General features: G+C 74.2%; 12 protein-coding genes. 7 read left to right on the top strand and 5 right to left on the bottom strand.

Features of this window, described 5'->3' with window-relative positions; all coding sequences use genetic code 11:
- From AB0I29_RS15990 to AB0I29_RS15980, 3 genes are all read left to right on the top strand, one after another.
- A partial coding sequence (locus tag AB0I29_RS15990) for an ABC transporter ATP-binding protein (RefSeq protein WP_357483019.1) occupies positions 1-354 on the top strand: 354 nt, incomplete at its 5' end.
- 41 nt (positions 355-395) lie between these two features.
- Complete coding sequence (locus tag AB0I29_RS15985) at positions 396-2,969, top strand: FtsX-like permease family protein (protein ID WP_357483016.1); 2,574 nt, start codon at positions 396-398, stop codon at positions 2,967-2,969.
- Positions 2,970-3,024: 55 nt separating this feature from the next.
- On the top strand, positions 3,025-5,694 hold the full coding sequence (locus AB0I29_RS15980; RefSeq protein ID WP_357483013.1) for an FtsX-like permease family protein: 2,670 nt from the start codon (positions 3,025-3,027) through the stop codon (positions 5,692-5,694).
- A gap of 4 nt (positions 5,695-5,698) precedes the next feature.
- Here AB0I29_RS15980 and AB0I29_RS15975 read toward each other — a convergent pair whose 3' ends face one another.
- Together AB0I29_RS15975 and AB0I29_RS15970 are read right to left on the bottom strand one after the other, a co-directional pair.
- Complete coding sequence (locus AB0I29_RS15975) at positions 5,699-6,394, bottom strand: response regulator transcription factor (protein ID WP_357483010.1); 696 nt, start codon at positions 6,392-6,394, stop codon at positions 5,699-5,701.
- Positions 6,387-7,835, bottom strand: a complete 1,449-nt coding sequence (locus AB0I29_RS15970; protein WP_357483007.1) for a histidine kinase — start codon at positions 7,833-7,835, stop codon at positions 6,387-6,389. The genes AB0I29_RS15975 and AB0I29_RS15970 overlap by 8 nt, the downstream gene beginning before the upstream one ends.
- Positions 7,836-7,988: 153 nt before the next feature.
- On the opposite strand from AB0I29_RS15970, the gene AB0I29_RS15965 reads away from it, so the two are divergent.
- The 4 genes from AB0I29_RS15965 to purE are packed head-to-tail and all read left to right on the top strand — an operon-like array spanning position 7,989 to position 11,836.
- Complete coding sequence (locus AB0I29_RS15965) at positions 7,989-8,672, top strand: response regulator transcription factor (protein WP_357483004.1); 684 nt, start codon at positions 7,989-7,991, stop codon at positions 8,670-8,672.
- Positions 8,673-8,676: 4 nt separating this feature from the next.
- Positions 8,677-10,032 (top strand): HAMP domain-containing sensor histidine kinase, encoded by a 1,356-nt coding sequence (locus tag AB0I29_RS15960; protein WP_285108180.1) that lies wholly within the window; start codon positions 8,677-8,679, stop codon positions 10,030-10,032.
- A gap of 11 nt (positions 10,033-10,043) precedes the next feature.
- Positions 10,044-11,330: a 5-(carboxyamino)imidazole ribonucleotide synthase gene (locus tag AB0I29_RS15955; protein WP_357482998.1), complete on the top strand. Its 1,287-nt coding sequence runs from the start codon at positions 10,044-10,046 to the stop codon at positions 11,328-11,330.
- The gene (gene purE, locus AB0I29_RS15950) at positions 11,327-11,836 is read left to right on the top strand and encodes a 5-(carboxyamino)imidazole ribonucleotide mutase (RefSeq protein WP_285108184.1); all 510 of its coding nucleotides are present in this window, start codon (positions 11,327-11,329) and stop codon (positions 11,834-11,836) included. Before AB0I29_RS15955 ends, purE begins: the two co-directional genes overlap by 4 nt.
- A 79-nt stretch (positions 11,837-11,915) precedes the next feature.
- Here the strand turns inward: purE and AB0I29_RS15945 are convergent, their stop codons facing one another.
- The 3 genes from AB0I29_RS15945 to AB0I29_RS15935 form a co-directional block, all read right to left on the bottom strand.
- On the bottom strand, positions 11,916-13,091 hold the full coding sequence (locus AB0I29_RS15945) for an LCP family protein (protein ID WP_285108186.1): 1,176 nt from the start codon (positions 13,089-13,091) through the stop codon (positions 11,916-11,918).
- A gap of 421 nt (positions 13,092-13,512) precedes the next feature.
- Positions 13,513-14,841: an LCP family protein gene (locus AB0I29_RS15940; protein ID WP_357482988.1), complete on the bottom strand. Its 1,329-nt coding sequence runs from the start codon at positions 14,839-14,841 to the stop codon at positions 13,513-13,515.
- 164 nt (positions 14,842-15,005) lie between these two features.
- Positions 15,006-15,740 (bottom strand): TIGR03089 family protein, encoded by a 735-nt coding sequence (locus AB0I29_RS15935; RefSeq protein ID WP_357482983.1) that lies wholly within the window; start codon positions 15,738-15,740, stop codon positions 15,006-15,008.
- Positions 15,741-15,858: the final 118 nt, after the last annotated feature.

Below are 15,858 nucleotides of genomic sequence, written 5' to 3'. Positions count from 1 at the left end.
CTGACCCACCGCCCCGGAGAGCTCTCCGGCGGGCAGCAGCAGCGCGTCGCGATCGCCCGCGCCCTGATCGCGCAGCCCGACGTCGTGTTCGCCGACGAACCCACCGGCAACCTCGACTCCCGCTCCGGCGCGGAGGTCCTGTCCTTCCTGCGTCGTTCCGTGCGCGAGCTGGGCCGGACCATCATCATGGTCACCCACGACCCGTCCGCGGCCGCGTACGCGGACCGGGTCGTGCTGATCGCCGACGGCCGCATCGCCGGCGACATCTCCGACCCGACACCGGAGTCCGCCATGGCCGGGCTGGACGCCCTGCGCACCCTCGAACCCGCCGTCACCACCGGGGCCGGCGCCTGATGGCCGGCACCGCACCGTCCGCACGCCTCACCCTCGCGCAGATGCGCCGCAGCCTCGGACGCCTCGCGTCCGCGGGCATCGCGATCACCATCGGCACCGCGTTCGTCGCGGCGACGCTGCTGGCCGGCAACGTCATCACGCGCACCACCTACGACCAGGTCGCGGCGGGCCTCGCCGACTCCGACCTCGTCGTCTTCGACGACAACGAGTCCCTGACCGACGCCGACGTCGAGGCCGTCCGGGGCGTCGAGGGCGTCGTCGCCGCCGACACCCAGGCCATGTCCTACACGGAGCTCAACCACGCCGGCACCTCGATCTTCCAGGGCATCGTCGGCACGGCGTCGGACGAGCGGCTCACCCCGCTCGAGGTCGCCGATGGCGCCTGGCCCGCCAAGGACTCCGAGATCGCGCTCCCCGCCGACGTCGCCGAGCGCCTCGGCGTGAGCATCGGCGACGTCGTCGCGTCGTCCCGGTGGGTCGCGGGCGAGCCGGAGATCGCCGACGACGGCAGCGAGATGTACGGGGGCGAGGAGGTCGTCGACAAGCTGACGGTCACCGGTCTCGTCGACGACCCGTACGCCGCCTACGGCGCGATGGGCGGCGCCGCCGTGGTGGCGCAGCAGACGCTCGCGCAGTGGCGCGCCGACGAGGCGGGGCCCGGCACCGAGCCGACCGCCGGCTCCGTCGTCGTCGCGCTCGACCCGTCGGCCGACGCCGACGCCGTCGACGAGGTGCGTGCCGCCCTCGCTGCCGCCGTCCCCGCGGCCACCGACGTCACCACGACCGAGGAGTACGCCGAGAAGTCGGTCGCCTCCATGTCGGGCGGCCAGGACATCATCTTCCTCGTCTTCGTCATGACCTTCGCCGCCGTGGCCCTCGTCGTCGCCGGCCTCGTCATCGCCAACACGTTCCAGGTGCTCGTCGCCCAGCGCGCCCGCACCCTGGCGCTGCTGCGCTGCGTCGGCGCGACGACAGGGCAGCTCTACCGCAGCGTGCTGCTGGAGGCCGCGATCCTCGGCACCGTCGCGTCCGTCGTCGGGATCGTCCTCGGCTCGGCTCTGGTCCAGGCCGGGCTCATGATCGCGCCGGCCTTCGACCTCGGCGTGCCGCTGCCCCAGGCCATCACATTGAGCTGGCCTGTGTTCGTCGCGCCGCTCGCCGTCGGCATCGTCGTGACCCTCGTCGCCGCCCTCACCCCCGCCCTCGCGGCGGCCCGGGTGGCGCCGCTCGCCGCGCTCCGGCCGAGCGACGCGCCCACCCTGCAGAAGGGCGCCGGGCGCGTCCGCGCCGTCTTCGCCGTCCTCGCCACGGTGGGCGGCCTCGCGGTGCTCGGCCTGGGCGTCGTGCTCGGGCTGCGGGGCACCATCGACCTCGGCCTGCTGGCCGCCGTCGGCGGCGGCACCGTGTCGCTGATCGGCGTGATCGTCGGTTCGGTCTTCTGGCTGCCCAAGGTCACCGCGGGCATCGGCCGGCTGGTCGGCTCGACGGGCCCGTCCGCCCGCCTCGCGGCGGCGAACACCCTGCGCAACCCGCGGCGGACGGCGGCGACGTCGACCGCGCTGCTCATCGGCGTCACCCTCGTCGGCATGATGACGACGGGCGCGGCCAGCGCCCGCGTCTCCATGGACAACGAGCTCGACGCGCGGTACCCGGTCGACCTGGAGGTCGCGTCCACCACCTACGACGACGACGGCCAGCAGGCCGCCGTGCCGTCGGTGGTCACGAACGCCGTCGACGGCGTCCCCGGGCTGCGCGGCGTCACCGAGGTCACCTCGGTCACCGCGACGACCGCCGACGAGGACGGGCCGGTGGTCCCAGCGATCGCGGTCGCGCCCGACGCGCTGCGCGCCGTCGTCAACACCCCCGACGAGCTCGGGGACCTGCGGCCGGGCACGCTCGTGGTCCCGGACCAGGTCGCCACCAGCTACGGGCTCGAGGGGCTCGACGAGATCGAGCTGAAGGGCCCCGGGGGCACGACGACGCTCGACGTCGTCGGCAGCGACGTGCAGTACGCGTGGGCGTTCATGGTGCCGGAGGACCTGGCGGCCATCTACCCCGACCTGAGGCCGAACCTGGTCTGGGCCGGCGTGGCGGACGGCGAGGACGTGGCCGGCACCGTCGCGGCGGTGCAGGACGCCGTGTCCACCACCGACGAGGTCGTGGAGGTGACCGGCGCGGTCGTAGAACGGAACTCGTTCCAGCAGGTGATCGACGTGATCCTCGGGATCGTCGTCGGACTGCTCGCCGTCGCGGTGCTCATCGCGCTGATCGGCGTGGCCAACACCCTGTCGCTGTCCGTCATCGAACGGACCCGCGAGAGCGCCATGCTGCGGGCCATCGGGCTCTCGAAGGGGCAGCTCCGGGCCACCCTCGCCATCGAGGGGATGCTCATCGCGGGGGTCGGCGCCGTGCTCGGCGTCCTGCTGGGCCTGCTGTACGGCTGGGCCGGCGCCGCGACCGCGCTGTCCGTGATGGGCGAGGTGCCGCTGGTGGTCCCGTGGACCGACATCGCGCTGGTGCTCGGCGTCGCGCTCGTCGCGGGGCTGGTCGCCTCGGTCGTGCCGGCGCGGGCCGCCGTGCGCACCCACCCCGTGGCGGCGCTCGCCGCGGAGTAGCGCCCGGCACGGACGGTCAGCACGCAGCAGCCTCGTCGACCCGAGGAGAGATCCCGTGGACACCCATCGTGTACCTCCCGTCGGACCGGCCAGGCCGCGCGTGCTGACCGTCGGCCCCACCATCCGGCTCACGCTCGCGCAGATGCGGCACAGCCTCGGCCGGCTCGTCGCGGCGGGGCTCGCGGTGCTCATCAGCACCGCGTTCGTCGCCGCGACGCTGCAGGCCGGCACCGTCGTCACCCGCACCACGTACGACCAGGTGGCCGCGCAGTACGCGGACGCGGACCTCGTGGTCTTCGACCGGGCGGGCACGATGACGCCGGCCGACGTCGACGCGGTGCGCGCCGTCGACGGCGTCGCGGCGGCCGACGGGTTCCGCGGCACGTACGTGGAGCTCGCCCGCGGCGGCCGGACGGTCCGCCAGTCGCTCGTCGCGGCGCCGTCCGACCCCCGGCTGACGCCCCTCGTCCTCGCCGACGGCGTCTGGCCGGACGGCCCCGACCGCATCGCCCTCCCCGTGGACGTCGCGGAGCTGTTCGGCGTCGGCGTGGGCGACACCGTCTCGTCGACGCGCTGCCTGCGGGCCGGCAAGCCCGGCCCCGGCAAGCCCGGCCTCGGCGAGCGCGGTGCCGAGTGCTACGGCGGCCAGGAGGCCGTCGAGAAGCTCACGGTGTCGGGTCTGGTCGACGACCCCGTCTCGGCGTACGCCGCGGGTGGCGGCGTCGCCGTCGTCACCCCGGCGGCGCTTGAGCGACAGCTCGCCGGGGCCGGGGCCGCCGCGGCGCCCGGCATGCGGACCGTCGTCGTCGCTCTCGACCGGCCCGGCGACGAGGCCGCCGTCGCGGCGGTCCGGAGCGCCCTCGCGGCGGCCGTCCCGTCCGCCACCGGCGTCACCACCCCCGAGGAGTACGCCGAGGACGTGGTGGCGGGGATCTCGGGCGGCCAGAACATCGTCTACCTCGTGTTCGTCCTGGCGCTCGCCGCCGTGTCCCTGGTGGTCGCGGGCCTGGTCATCGCCAACACGTTCCAGGTGCTGGTGGCGCAGCGCTCGCACACCCTCGCGCTGCTGCGCTGCGTGGGCGCGGGCACCGGGCAGATCCACCGGAGCGTCCTGCTCGAGGCGGCGCTCCTCGGCACGGTCGCCTCGGTGGCGGGCATCGCCGTCGGCTCGCTGTTCGTGCAGGCCGGGCTCCTGGTCGCGCCCGCCTTCGATCTCGGGGTCGCGTTGCCGCGGACGATCCCCCTGACCCCGACCGCGTTCCTCGTGCCGCTCGCGGCCGGGCTGCTGGTCACCCTCGCCGCCGCGGTCGCCCCGGCGCGGGCCGCGTCGCGCGTCGCCCCGCTCGCCGCGCTGCGCCCCGCCGCGGGCCTCGACCCGTCCGGGACCGGCCGGGCCCGTGCGGTGTTCGCGGGGTTCGCCACCCTGGGCGGGCTCGCGGTGATGGCCGCCGGCGTGGCCCTGGGCAGGTCCGGCAGCATCGACACCGGGCTGTTCGCCGCGGTCCTGGGCGGCTCCGTGTCGCTCGTCGGCATCATCGTGGGGTCCGTCTTCTGGCTGCCCCGGGTCGCCGCGGTCTTCGGGCGCCTGGCCGGCGCCGGGGGCGCCACGGCCCGCCTCGCGTCCGCCAACGCGCTGCGCAACCCCCGGCGGACGGCGGCGACCTCCACCGCCCTGCTCATCGGCGTCACCCTGGTCTCGATGATGACCACGGGCGCCGCCAGCGCCCGCCTCACCATGAACGACCAGCTCGACGCCCGGTTCCCGGTCGACCTGCGCGTCACCAGCACCGCGCACGACGCCGACGGCGCGGCGGCTGCCGTGCCCGTCGTCGTCATCGACGCCCTGGCCGGCGTGGACGGCCTGGGCGCCGTGGTCCCGGTGACGAACGCGTCGGCCCGGCGGGCGGACGGGGGCACACCCGTGCAGGTCGCCGCCGTCGACCCCGACGACCTGCGGTCCGTCGCGAACACCCCCGCCGACGCCGGCCGGCTGCGGCCCGGCACGATCGTCGTGCCGCAGCGGGCGGCCGAGCTGTACGACCTCGAGGGCGCCGGCACGCTCGTGCTCACCGGCCCGGGCGGCCGGGTGACGCTCGACGTCGTGCACAGCGGCTCCCGCTCCGACCGCGCCTACCTGACTCCCCAGGACCTCGCCGCCTTCGCCCCGGGCCTGGCCCCCGGCGAGGTCTGGGCGCAGGTCGACGACGACCGCGACGCCGCCGACGTCGTCTCCGCCGTGCAGGCGGCGGTCTCGACCACGGGGGAGACCGTCGGCGTCACCGGGACCGTCGTCGAACGGTCCGCCTACCAGCAGATGGTCGACGTGATCCTCGGCATCGTGGTCGGGCTGCTCACGGTCGCCGTACTCATCGCGCTGGTCGGTGTGGCCAACACCCTGTCGCTGTCGGTCATCGAGCGCACACGGGAGAACGCGATGCTGCGGGCCATCGGGCTCTCGCGCGGCCAGCTCCGGGCCACGCTCGCCGTCGAGGGCATGGTCATCGCCGGCGTCGGCGCGGTGCTGGGCATCGTGCTGGGCCTCGTGTACGGCTGGGTGGGCGCCACGACCGCCCTGTCCGTGCTCGGCCAGGTGCCCCTCGTCGTCCCGTGGACCGAGGTGGGGGTCGTCCTCGCCGTCGCGCTCGTCGCCGGGCTGCTCGCCTCGGTGGTGCCCGCCCGCGCCGCCGTCCGCACCCACCCGGTCGCGGCGCTCGCCGCCGAGTGACCCGTCAGGCGCCCGGGCGGACCAGGCCCGTCTCGTAGGCCGTCACCACGGCTTGGACGCGGTCCCGCGCGTCGAGCTTCGCGAGGATGCGGCCCACGTGCGTCTTGACCGTCGCCTCCGCGACGAACAGGTCGGATGCGATCTCCGTGTTGGACCGCCCGCGCGCCATGAGCACCAGGACCTCGCGCTCGCGGCCCGTGAGGGCGGCCAGCGCCTCCTGCGGACCCGCCGCCTCCTCGGGCGGCAGCGCCGTGACCAGGCGTTCCATGAGCCGCCGCGTGGACGACGGCGCGATCACCGCGTCGCCCTGGTGCACGGTGCGGATCGCCGTGAGCAGCTCCTCCGGCTGTGCGTCCTTGAGCAGGAACCCGCTGGCCCCGGCCCGGATCGCGTCGAGCACGTACTCGTCCAGGTCGAACGTGGTGAGCACGACGACGCGGGGGTCGCCCGCCGCGACACCGCCCTCGCCCAGGAGCGCCCGGGTCGCGGACAGCCCGTCCATCCCCGGCATGCGCACGTCCATCAGCACCACGTCGGACGCCGTGGCGGCGAGCAGGCGCAGCGCGTCGCGGCCGTCGTCGGCCTCGACCACCACCCGCAGGTCGGGCTGGGAGTCGATCACCATCCGCAGCCCGGCGCGGACCAGCGGCTGGTCGTCGACCAGGGCGACCCGTACGGGCGCGTCGAGGGTGTCAGTCATCGTTCTCCTTCGGCGTGGTGCTCGGTTCGGTGGTGCGCGCGACGGGCTGGGCGGGCTCCGCGGGCGCGGTCGGTTCGGGGGCCTCGGCCCGCGGGATCGGCACGACGAACCGGACCGAGAACCCGCCGCCGCCGCGCGGCCCGGCGGTGAGCGTCCCGCCGAACATCTCGGCGCGCTCCCGCATCCCCAGCAGGCCGAACCCGGCCGCGGGCTGCGGTTCCGCCGCGTCGGCGGAGCCGGCCGCAGCGAGGCCGCGGCCGTCGTCGTCCACGCGGAGCTCCACCTCGTCCTCGCCCCAGCGGAGCAGCAGGGTGACGGCGGGCCGGGGGCCGGCGTGCTTGCGCACGTTGGTGAGCGCCTCCTGGCACACCCGGAACAGCGTGAGCCCGACGCCGGGCGGCAGCCGCCGCTCGACGCCCACCCGGGCCCAGGAGACGCGCAGGCCGTCGTCCCGGGCCTGGTCCACGAGGTCGCGCAGGTCCGTGACGTCGGGCTGGGGGCGCAGCGGCGCCCCGCCGTCGGGCGCCCCGGCCCCCGCCGAGGGCGCGGCTTCCGCCCGGTCGCCATCGGGACCGGTCGCGGTGCCGCCCGCGCCGAACGCCGGCCGGGGGTGGCCCGACGATGCGCGGTCCGGCGCGACCAGGCCGAGCGGGATGCCGCCGTCGTCCGGGCCCTCGCGCAGCACGCCGAGCAGCCGGCGCATGTCGGCCAGCGCCGCACGGCCGGTCTCGGCGATGGTGCCCAGCGAGCGCTGGGCGGCCGCGGGGTCGGCGGCCGCGGCGTACCGTCCGCCGTCGGCCTGCGCGATGACCACGGACAGGGAGTGGGCCACGATGTCGTGCATCTCGCGGGCGATGCGGGCCCGCTCGGCGGCCGTGGCGATCTGCGCCTGCTGGTCGCGCTCGATCTCGAGGCGCTCGGCGCGGTCGCGCAGCGCCTCCATCATCAGGCGGCGGGACCGGCGCACCAGGCCCAGGGCGAAGGCGGTGGCCAGCAGGGAGCCGGCCCCGATCATCGTGGGGATCCCGTGCGCGAGGCTGCTGCCGAAGTGGAGCCAGCCGGAGATGCCGAGGGTCAGCACCCCGACGACCGCGGCGCCGCCGGCCGCCAGGTAGGACCACCGGGGCCCGTACACGGTGACGCAGTACAGCGACACGAGCACGACGAGGTCCGCGGGCAGGACGATCGGCACCCCGAGGAACGTCATGTGCACCATGCAGGCGACGAAGACCAGGGCGCAGGAGATCACGGGGCGGGTGCGGCACCACGGCATCGGGGCGAGCACGGAGGCGGAGATGATGACGGCTTGTGTCGTCGGTCCGGACGAGTAGAGGTCGGTCGAGGTGACCAGCGCGAGGAGCCCGAGCAGGACGGTCCACGTGAGGTCCACGAGGAACCTGTGCCGCTCCGTCCACCCCTGCCACTGTTCGTACCAACCCATGCAGGTCAGAGTAGGTGGAACCGTTGCGCCGGCGCGTCATACCGTGGTAGCACTTGCGCCATGGCGGTGTCAGCCGAAAGGATTCGGTATGACGGCTGTCAAGAGCCGTGACCGGGTAGCGCCAGAGCGTCGGTTATGCCCTACGATGGCGAAATGACTCACGTACTCCTAGCCGAGGACGACCCGGCCATTGCCGAGCCGTTGGCACGAGCGCTCTCCCGTGAGGGATACGACGTCGTCGTGCAAGGAACCGGCAAAGGTGCGATCGAGAGCTCGACCGGTGCGGACATCGTAGTTCTGGACCTGGGCCTTCCCGACATGGACGGGCTCGATGTCGCGCGCGAGATCAGGGCCAACGGCCTCACCGTGCCCGTGTTGGTGCTGACCGCCCGTGCCGACGAGGTCGACCTCGTCGTGGGCCTCGACGCCGGTGCCGACGACTACGTCACCAAGCCCTTCCGCCTGGCCGAGCTGCTCGCCCGCGTGCGGGCGCTCCTGCGCCGCTCGCACGGCGAGACCGGCGAGGAGGAGGAGCTGCACGCGCAGGACGTCCGTGTCGACGTCTCCGCGCACCGCGCCTTCCAGGGCGAGCGCGAGCTGCACCTGACCACCAAGGAGTTCGACCTGCTGCGCGTCCTCGTGCAGAACGCCGGCTCCGTGGTCGTCCGCGACACGCTGATGCGCGACGTGTGGGGCTCCGACCCGGTCGGTTCCACCAAGACGCTGGACATGCACGTCTCGTGGCTGCGCCGCAAGCTCGGTGACGACGCGAACGCCCCGCGCTACGTCTCCACCGTGCGCGGTCTCGGCTTCCGTTTCGAGATCGGGGCGAGCTAGCCAGATGCGCGCCCGCGTACTGCAGGCGACGATCGCCGCGGTTGCGGTCGCGGTCCTGCTCCTGGGCATCCCGCTCGCGATCTTCGGTGCCCGCTACATCTACGGCCAGGAAGAACAGCGGGTCGAGACCCGGGTGCAGGACCTCCTGGCTTCCTCCGTCAACTCCTACGAGCGCAACCGCTCCGCCGCCGAGGCCGGGTTCGTCGACCAGTCGGTCCTGGACCGGGCGGTGCAGCCGCAGGGCAACGACATCGTCGCCTACGTGACCGTGAACCAGCCGAACGGCATGCAGCTCACCTCGGGCGAGCCCATCGCCGGCGCCACGATCGAGCGCGGGCTCATCTCCGAGGAGCAGCCCGTCATGGGCGTGCTGGTCTCGGTCTCGGCCTGGCCCGCGTACATCAAGGCGATCAACGTCGTGGTGCTCGTCGTGTTCGGCAGCGTGGGGGCCTTCGCCGCCGGCGCGGTCACGGCGGCCTGGCAGGCCAACCGGCTGGCGCAGCCGTTCGTGTACCTCGCGGCGTCGGCGGAACAGCTCGGCGCGGGACAGGTGCGTCCACGGCTGGATCCCTCCGGGGTGGAGGAGATCGACCTGGTGGCGGCGGAGCTGGCCCGCAGCTCGGACCGGCTCGCGGCGCGGCTCGCCGTGGAGCGGCAGTTCACGTCCGACGCCTCGCACCAGCTCCGCACGCCGCTGACGGCGCTGACGATGCGCCTGGAGGAGATCACGCTCACCTCCAGCGAGCCCGAGGTGCAGGAGGAGGCCCGGATCTCGCTCGAACAGGTGGAACGTCTGGTCGGCGTGGTCGACGACCTGCTCGCCCGCTCCCGGCGCGCGCAGGGTGGCACCACCGAGTCGGTGGACGTCGCCGTCGTCTTCCTCCAGCAGGAGGAGGAGTGGCGCGAGTCCTTCGAGCGGGCCGGTCGCCACCTGAACGTCGAGGACTCGGGCGGCGCCCGCGTGCTGGCGACCCCGGGTGCGCTCGCCCAGGTGCTGTCCACCCTGCTGGAGAACTCGCTCAAGCACGGCGGCGGCACCACCACGCTCCGGATCCGCGAGGGACAGCGCGGCGCCATGGCCGTCGAGGTCACGGACGAGGGCGACGGCGTGCCCGAGGACATGCAGGGCAAGATCTTCGAGCGCGGCGTCACGTCGGGCGCGGGGACGGGCCTGGGCCTCGCCCTCGCGCGCGACCTCGTCGCGGCCGACGGCGGCAACCTGCAGCTCACGCAGCGCACCCCGCCGGTGTTCTCCGTGTTCCTCTCGGGCGTGCCGAAGACCCTCGACCCGCACCAGGTGCTGCCTGTCGGGTCGAAGATCTCCACCCTCGGGCAGAAGAAGGTGCGCGGCCGCCGGTAGGCTTCACCGACGTGAGTGCAACAGATTCCCGTCAGTCCGGCCCACCTGTCGTAGCCGTCGTCGGCGGCGGGCAGCTCGCCCGCATGATGGCCCCCGCCGCCGGCGAGCTGGGCATCCGGCTGCGCGTCCTGGTCGAGGACCCGGCGTCGTCCGCGGCGCAGGTCGTCACCGACGCCCCGGTGGGCGTCGCGTCCGACGAGGCGGCGATCCGCTCGCTGATCGCGCCCGACGGCGACCGCGCCGCCGCCGTGCTCACGTTCGAGCACGAGCACGTGCCGAACGCGCTGCTCACGGACCTGATCGAGCACGGGACGCCCGTGCGGCCCGGACCGCACGCGCTGGTGCAGGCGCAGGACAAGATCGTGATGCGGCAGCGCCTGACCGAGCTCGGCGTGCCGTGCCCGCGGTGGGCGCCGCTCCCGGCGTCGTCCCCCGAGGACGGGCGGGCCGCCCTGGCGGCCTTCCTGACGGAGGTGGGTGGCAGCGCGGTGGTGAAGACCTCCCGCGGTGGTTACGACGGCAAGGGCGTGCGGGTGGTCACCTCCCCGGACGACGTCGCCGACTGGTTCGCGGCGGTGGCCGACGGCGGCCCGCAGCTGCTCGTCGAGGAGAAGGTGCCGTTCACGCGGGAGCTCGCGGCGCTGGTCGCCCGCCGGCCGTCCGGCGAGGTGCGGCCCTGGCCCGTCGTGGAGTCGATCCAGCGGGACGGCGTCTGCTCCGAGGTGATCGCCCCCGCGCCGGGCCTGTCCGCCGGCCTCGACGCGCGGGCCCGCGAGATCGCGGCGACCGTGGCCGAGGGCCTGGACGTGACCGGCGTGCTGGCCGTCGAGCTGTTCGAGGTGCCCGGGCCGGACGGGACGCCGACGGTGCTGGTCAACGAGCTCGCGATGCGCCCGCACAACAGCGGGCACTGGACGATCGACGGCGCCGTGACCAGCCAGTTCGAGCAGCACCTGCGCGCCGTCCTGGACCTGCCGCTGGGCTCGGCGGAGCCGACGGCCACCTGGACCGTCATGGCGAACGTGCTGGGCTCGACGCTGGACGAGCTCACCGACGCGCTGCCGGACGTGCTCGCCGCGTTCCCGGAGGCGCGCGTCAACCTGTACGGCAAGGGCATCCGGCCCGGCCGCAAGCTGGGCCACGTGAACGTGAGCGGCGACGACCTGGACGAGGTGCGGCGGCGGGCGATCGCGGCCGCGGCGCTGCTGCGCGGCGAGACGCCGGACGCCGTCGCGCCGGCACCCGCCGCCGCGTCCGCCGTCGCGGCCGCGACCACCGAGGAAGAGGCGAACGCATGAGCACCAACCCGCAGGTCGGCATCGTGATGGGGTCCGACTCCGACTGGCCCGTCATGCAGGCGGCGGCCGAGGCGCTGGGCGAGTTCGGCGTGCCGGTCGAGGTCGACGTCGTCTCCGCGCACCGCATGCCCACCGAGATGATCGACTACGGTCGGCAGGCCGCCGGCCGCGGGCTGCGCGTGATCATCGCGGGCGCGGGCGGGGCCGCGCACCTGCCCGGCATGCTGGCGTCGGTGACGCCGCTGCCCGTGATCGGGGTACCGGTGCCGCTGAAGTACCTCGACGGCATGGACTCCCTGCTCTCCATCGTGCAGATGCCGGCGGGCGTGCCGGTCGCGACGGTGTCGATCGGCGGGGCGCGGAACGCGGGGCTGCTCGCGGCGCGGATCCTCGCGTCCGGCGCGGGCGACGAGGCCGCGGCGCTGCGCGAGCGCATGGAAGCGTTCCAGGAGGAGCTGAGCGCGGTGGCGCACGCCAAGGGCGAGAAGCTGCGCGCCCAGCTCTGATCCGGCCCGCTCCCGGACATGTCAGACGCCCGGGTCCCTCGAGGGACCCGGGCGTCTGACATGTAGCGGGGAGCGCGGGTCAGGAGCCCGGCATGCCGCCGATCTTCTCGCCCGCCGGGTACTCGCCGTCGCGGATCTTGGCCCAGAACTCGCCGGTCTGGTTCTCGTCCAGCAGCACGGCGGAGGCGCCCGCAGGCGTCCGGTAGTTGATCGTCGCGATCGGCGGGGTGCCGGTCACGCCGTCGTCGCCGTTCGCGGACCGGAAGGCCAGCCCCAGCATCGCGACGTCGATGATGCCCGTGTCGGTGTCGGTCACGACGGCGGCCAGGCCGGCGTCGGCGAGCCCCACCTGCGAGGCCGGGTTGAGCAGCACGCCCGGGTCGGCGACCTTCTTGCCGATCTGGGCGATGACCTGCTGCTGACGCTGTGCGCGGCCGATGTCGCCCGTCGGGTCGGAGTAGCGCATGCGGGAGAACGCGAGGGCGGTCTTGCCGTCCGCCATGTGGCACCCCTTCTCCCACTTGAGCTTCGACTTCACGTCGTGCACGTCGTAGTCGAGGCACAGCCGCACGCCGCCGACGGCGTCCACGACGCCCGAGACGCCGCCGAAGCCCACCTCGACGTAGTGGTCCACGGTCAGCCCGCTGAGCTGCTCCACGGTCTTGACCAGGAGCGGAGCGCCGCCGTACGAGTAGGCCGCGTTGATCTTGTCGCCGCCGACGTCGGGGATCTCGGCGTAGACGTCACGGGGGATCGAGATGAGCGCGACCGGACCCGACCGCGGCTTGTGCAGCAGCATGATCGTGTCGGTACGGGCGCCGCTCGTGGAGTCGTCGATGCCGCCGCTGCCGCGGGCGTCCGAGCCGGCGAGCAGGTAGGTGGTGCCCGGGGTGTTGTCCGCGCCGGACAGCGCCTCGACGTGCTGGATCTTGCCGTTGGCCCAGATCAGCAGACCGATCGGCCACGCGAGGACCGCCAGGAGCACGAGCACCGCGATGACGCCGGCCACGCGGCCCTTGCGGATGCGGATGGTGCTGCCGCCCCGGCCGCCGCGCCCGCCCGAGGCGAGGGCGCCCTGCTGCGGGTAGCCCCCACCCCGGCCGTTGCCGCCGGCCGCGGGACGGGGAGCGCTGCGCACCGGCGTCGGGCGCACGGGCCCGGCGCTCGCCCGGACCGGCCTGCCCGGCGGGATGGCCTGCGGCGGCTGGCCGCCGTTGCTCGGCGGGGCCGACCGCGGCGGGATGGATCTCGGCACCTGCCCGGCGGACTCGCTGCGCGCGGGCAGCCCCGACCTTCGTGGTGGAACGGGCGGGGGATTCGTCCCCCTGCGCTCGCCGGACACCGGTACCTCCCGTGAAGACTGTCGACGGATACGTGGTTCGTAGCGCGCCTCGTCGGAGCCTTCCGGCCGTCCGATGCGGTGGGCGCCACCGACGCCGGGAACCCCGACGCCGGGCGTCTCCGCATTAGCGGGTCCGCCCTGCTGCTGCCTGCTCGACGCACCGCCGGGGACGGTTCGCGGGCGCTCGCCCGTGTCACCGACCGGGATGGCGTCGTCGGCGCCCGGACGCCCGCTCGCGCCCTGAGGCGTGAAGCTGGGCGGGATCCGGACACGCGTGACGTCGTCGTCGGCCTGCGGGGCCGAACGGTTCGACGTTCTGGGATCTGACATGGGCTCAGCCGCAGACCTTGGTGGTGTCGGCGCCGGTGAAGGCCTCTTCACCGGCCTGCTTGATCTCGGTCGACTCCGGCGTGGGCTCCGTCTCGGAACCGTCGCCGGCCTCTGTTCCGGCGTCGGTCCCGGTATCGGTCCCCGCGTCGGTCTCCGTGCTCTCCTCGCCCGTCGCCGTACCGTCGTCCGTCGCGGAACCCGAGGGGTCCGCGGACGGGTCGTCCGGGTCGCTGTCGAGCGGCCTGTCGTGCTTGACGTTGTCCCACAGCTGTACGGCATCGTCCGTCCACACGACGTTAGCCGTGTTGTTCGGGTCGTACTCGTTGGGGACGGTCATGAACGTGATCGTGTCAGGCCGTACGTTCCGCATGGAGTAGGCCAACCCGGCGAGTCCGTCGATGCTGGCCAGCTCCTCGTTCATGGTGAGCGAGCCGGTGACCGCGTTGAGCAGCTTGAGCGTCTTCGACGGGTTGGTCAGCACCTCCTGGCTCAGCACCTTGCGGGCGAGCGAGGCCATGACCTCCTGCTGCCGGCCGATGCGGCCCAGGTCGGAGCCGTCGCCCAGGCCCTGGCCCGTCCGGGCGCGGGCGTAGTCGAGGGCCTTGACGCCCTTGAGCGTGTGCAGCCCCGTGTCCAGCGACAGGTGGTTGGCCTTCTCGGAGTAGATGGGCTCCTCGACGCAGACGTCGATGCCGCCCACGGCGTCGACCATCGACGAGAAGCCGGCGAAGTCCACCACGATGAAGCCGTCCATGTAGACGCCGGTCAGCCCCTCGATGGTCTTGACGGTGCACAGGGCGCCGTCGGCGACGGTCTGGCCCACCTGCACGCCCTGCGAGAACGCGGCGTTGAACTTGGTGCCGTACAGCTCGGCCGTGGTCGCGCCGTCGGCCGTGGTGCAGCTCGGGACGTCCACCGTGGAGTCGCGGGGGATCGAGATCATCTCGACCCGCGACCGGTCGCCCGAGATGTGCATGACGACGGTCGTGTCCGAGCGGGCGCCGATCTCGCCGCCGCCCGCCAGCGCGTCGTTGTCCCCGCTGCGCGAGTCGCTGCCCATCACCACGATGTTCAGCGGGGTGCCCGCGTTCGGGTCCTTCGGGAGCACCTGCTTGGGCCGGTTCGTGCCGAGCGCCGCCATGTCGGCGGTCTCGATGTTCCCGGTCAGCTGGGTCACCGCGGCAGCGCCGCCGGCAACGGCCAGCGAGAGGACCGCGACGACCACCATGGCGATCGCGCGGGACACGCTGCTCAGCTGTCCCAGCGCCCGGGCGTGGGACGGTCCCCGGGAGGGGTTCGTCGCACCAGAGGCGCTGAAGTCGGGAAATGTCACGGCCACCGATCCTAGAGGCTGCATGTTGCACGGCGGCGCACCGCCCGGGGGCGGACCGTAGAGGGTTCGTGGAGAAGCCCTGGCCCGATTGTCCTGGGCCCTTTTCGACCGGTCCGTGCCGGGTGATGGCCCGGGGCAATTCTGTGGTCCGGGCTTTGCCCGGTTCAGTCGATACGTTCGCTGCCGCGCAGGCGCGCGAGACGGTCGTCGTCCGCCTCCAGCGCGGCGGCCGTGGCGGACGACGTGAGGACCACCGACCCGCCGCCGGCCCAGATGCCGAGCAGGTCGCGGAGCACGTCCGCGACGGGCGCGCGCCCGTCGACGAGCACGCGTGCCCCGTCGCCGGGCTCCGGGACCAGCACCTTGTGCCCGACGGTGCCCGCGGCGGTCACCAGCGCGTCCTGGTCGGGGTCCACCTCGGGCACCCAGGCGATCGCGTCGCCGTAGGTCATCACGGCCGAGGCCGCGTCGACGGCGCCGGGCGGCAGGTCGCCGTCGTACTTCCGGGCGAGCGCGGGCAGGGAGACGACGACGAGGTCCGCCCCGCCGTCCGCCCACTGCTCCGGCGTGTCGGTGACCACCACGTCCGGGGCGGCCACGCCGGCGTCGGCCAGGGCGACCGTCGCGCCGGTCCGCCAGGCGGCCAGCGCCCAGACGGCGGTGCGCCAGTGCACGGGCAGGTCGACCACGACGGTGGTGCCGGGCGCGGCGTCGAACTCCTCGACGAGCAGGTTGACCGTCTTGCTGGCCCAGTTGGCGAGGACGGCGCCGGAGAGCTCGACCCGCTCGCCGTCGTCGCCGTACCAGGTCAGGCGCGGCCGGCCGCCGTCGGCGGCGAGGCGGGCGAGGAGCGAGGCGACGTCGGGCACGGAGCCGCCGGTGCGAGGCGCGATCTGCATGCGGCCAGCCTAGGTGTGAACCCAGGGGGAGGTCGTGGCGCGGCGTCGTGCGCGGGGTGACGGGTGTGTGCGCGTGCTGCGTGCGTGGCGCACCTCGAGCGGCATGTCGGACACGCGC

The organism is Promicromonospora sp. NPDC050262, assembly GCF_040655935.1.
Lineage (GTDB): Bacteria > Actinomycetota > Actinomycetes > Actinomycetales > Cellulomonadaceae > Promicromonospora.
The sequence above is the reverse complement of the archived record's forward strand: the minus strand, read 5'-3'. Positions and strand labels throughout refer to the sequence as shown.